Source organism: Brasilonema angustatum (genome assembly GCF_059505445.1).
This window is the reverse complement of sequence record NZ_JCACKO010000110.1, coordinates 1-3,096: the sequence shown is the minus strand read 5'-3', so window position 1 is coordinate 3,096 and position 3,096 is coordinate 1. Positions and strand designations below refer to the sequence as shown.

The following is a 3,096-nucleotide window of genomic DNA, read 5'->3' as shown; positions in this document are numbered from 1 at the left end:
GAGAAAGAATTAGAGACTAATCATTTGTATCAAGGATTTCGTGAAATGGTATTACCTATTCATACCTAAGAAAGATTTCTCTTTGACGCGGTGGTCAGTCGCCCTTATCATAAGACCTTGCGGTATGCGGGAAACTTAGTGTCTTCAGACCTGAGAGGGAAGCGACACGAGCGATTTTCATCGCCGTGTTCTTTTTATAACTGGACTGTCTTCTCCTGACTAACAAATGTAAGTTAATTTTCTTTTAATCTGACATCAATAACAGTGGCATTAAAGTTGTAGTTGAAGCCATCTAACTCAATTGGCATTCCAATTTTTACTTTACTATTACCTAGAACCGGTCCTTCGTCAGTGATTTGTGCCTTGCCTGCGAGGGTTAAACGTAAATCTTTACTAAAGTTGTTTGATCTGTCTGGTTCTGGCAGTTGTTTAATCGAACCATCAGGTTGAGGAACTAATACAGTTCTGGGTAACTCTTCCACAGATTTAATATCTATTTGACCGTGAGGTTGATTACGGATAATAACTTTAGTTTTGCCACCTTTTTCAAACCCCCCTTGTGTATATAACTGTTTCGTATCGGCTACGTTTAATCCACGAACGATTAAGTCCACCTCGATAGGTACTGTTTTACCACCAACTTGAGCAACAGAACCGGAACCGCCAGGGAAGATAAAGATACCAAGTATCACTAGCAGAATAACAAGTGCAGCACCTAAATCTAGGATGTTAATTTTACCGAATAAACGACCTTTGGAATCTATAATAGCCATAACAAATCTTTCCAAATAAGAGTAAAGTTCGTGATTGTAACAGTATGCTTTGTTAAAGCACAGACGATTCTGACTGATCGCGTTAGCAGTGAATGTGCTTAGGCGTTACGATCATGCGACAGTGTATCATAACTTCCTAGTTTTAGATGGACTTTTTGCTATTTTAAGTTGTTGTCCGTCCAGAAGATATATCTCTATGCAACTTACACGCTTAGAAATCCGTCTCATTGTTTTATCTTCTTTCAAGCCTCTTTTCAATCCGGATTTGTGATGAATAGGAAACGCTTTTCTATCAATTCCCGTTTTTTTCAAAAAACCTGGTTTTACCCGTTCGTCTCCGTAGTTATCGCTATAACAATATGCTTATTGACACCAGTGGCAACAAAAGCTATCGATGCAGGACAGTTGTTGCCTTTTCTTATTCAAGGAGTCCAAGCTATTGAGCTGTCTAATATCTCTCCTAGCCAGGAAGTTGATCTTGGCAAACAGATCAATAAACAGTTGATGAGTGGTCAAGTCCGGCTTTACCGCAATTCTGCAGTGAATGATTATGTAACGCAAGTTGGTCGGCGTCTTATACCTAATAGCGATCGCCCCAATCTCCCCTATACTTTCCAGATAGTTGAGGATGAGAGTATTAATGCTTTTGCTACCTTAGGGGGGTTTGTATATGTCCACACTGGTTTGCTGAAAACCGCAGACAATGAAGCGCAATTGGCAAGTGTGCTCGCTCATGAAATTGGTCACATTGGTGGGCGGCATGTGATCAAACAGATGCAGCAAAAAGCGCTCGAAAGTGGTCTATTGACAGCAGCTGGCTTAGATCGTAACCAAGTCGTACAAATTGGAGTAGAAGTAGCACGAAATCTTCCGCGCAGTCGTCAAAATGAATTTGAAGCTGATCAAAGAGGATTAAAAACTTTGACACGCACAGGTTATCCTCAGTCAGCGATGGTTGATTTCATGCAAAAGCTACTCAAAAAGAGTTCTAGTGTTCCCTCATTTTTAAGTACTCACCCTGGAACAGGCGATCGCATCAAAGCTTTGCAGAGTGCTATTAACGACCAACCTAGAAGTGGGAGTGCCGGTTTGGATAGTTCTAATTATCAGGCAAACATCAAAGCCTTGCTGAGATAAGTTATTTTGACTGCTCTTGATGTCCTTTGTTTCCTACTAAACTCGTTGCTTATTGCAGCGTCTCACCTCGACTTTAGCTGGATTAACAACAGTCACTGCTTCTTTTAAAGGCAAGGTACGGAAACGATGATTATAAACATTTGCCTGATAAACGAGTTGATTTGTAATGTCTAGTCCTGTCAGCCACCCACTTCGGGGATGATAAGCGCCAGTATCAATATCTAACCATCCTTGTCCTTGTGCTAGTTTACCAGGATTCACCCCAGGTAGCGTAAATGTCATAGTATGACCAACAATAATTAGCTTATCAGGAAGATAGGGTTTTTCCATACTGTGAAATTTCTCGCGCACCCAGCAAAGCTGTTCTACAGTTTGTTCTGCCATAGGAATTGAGGGATCAACACCCGCATGAGCCAAGAAAATATCTCCTAAATCGAGATGTGTAGGTAAAGTTTTCAACCATTCCAGATGCTCATGAGGTATTGTGGCTTCTTGATAACTGGCTACCGTTGCTTGCCCTCCACTGCATAGCCATCCTTGTAAGATCGAGGTGGAAGCGTGTCCGTTGGTAAAAATATTTAATAACATTTGCTCATGATTACCCAACAAACACTGGTAGCAACTATCCTTGACAAAACTCACGACCTGTGCACTTTTAGGACCACGATCAATTAAGTCTCCAAGAAAGTAGACTTGATCATCTGATGTGGGAGCGATCGCTTCCAATAATGTCATTAAACCTTCATAATGACCATGTATATCCCCAATAATAATCCGGCGGTAGCTAGTTGCGCTCATGAGCTTTTTGGTTGGATAACTTTACCTAATACTGGTGCTACAGTGTCAGCCCGGTTCATTTCGTAAATGTGGGTGAAAAAAAAGAGCAAGAACATAAATCTAATATAATTGTGACTCATTCAAGTAAGCGTAAATAACAACTTTAACTCGAAGTACAAGTACTACATATAATACAAAAAAGTGAGAAATAATCAAAGTCTGAATTTGTGGTTACTTCTTGAGATTTACAATACTCCTAACTTGCACATTTTAGAACCGTTATACAGTAAGGCTTTGAGAAATCTCAGAAAAATGTGCTTGTTTCATATTTTGCGGGAGCGTTAATCGCGCCCGTTGGGCGCTCACATCTTGCACCTGACCGAACAAACCCGTAAAAGACAAATAAAGA

3 protein-coding genes are annotated in these 3,096 nt (G+C 40.5%); 1 reads left to right on the top strand and 2 read right to left on the bottom strand.

The features are described 5' to 3' along the window. Positions 1–233 precede the first annotated feature (233 nt). Positions 234–773 carry a DUF4330 domain-containing protein gene (locus tag AC5JM2_RS18395; protein WP_495836300.1) on the bottom strand — a complete coding sequence of 180 codons (540 nt, stop codon included), beginning with the start codon at positions 771–773 and terminating at the stop codon, positions 234–236. A 270-nt stretch (positions 774–1,043) separates the two neighbouring features. Between AC5JM2_RS18395 and AC5JM2_RS18390 the strand changes: the two genes are divergently transcribed. Continuing rightward, positions 1,044–1,910, top strand: a complete 867-nt coding sequence (locus AC5JM2_RS18390) for a M48 family metallopeptidase (protein ID WP_495836299.1) — start codon at positions 1,044–1,046, stop codon at positions 1,908–1,910. Between the two features lie 36 nt (positions 1,911–1,946). Here the strand turns inward: AC5JM2_RS18390 and AC5JM2_RS18385 are convergent, their stop codons facing one another. Further along, entirely contained in the window at positions 1,947–2,708 is a 762-nt protein-coding gene (locus AC5JM2_RS18385) for a metallophosphoesterase family protein (protein ID WP_495836298.1), read from the bottom strand. Positions 2,709–3,096 lie beyond the last annotated feature (388 nt).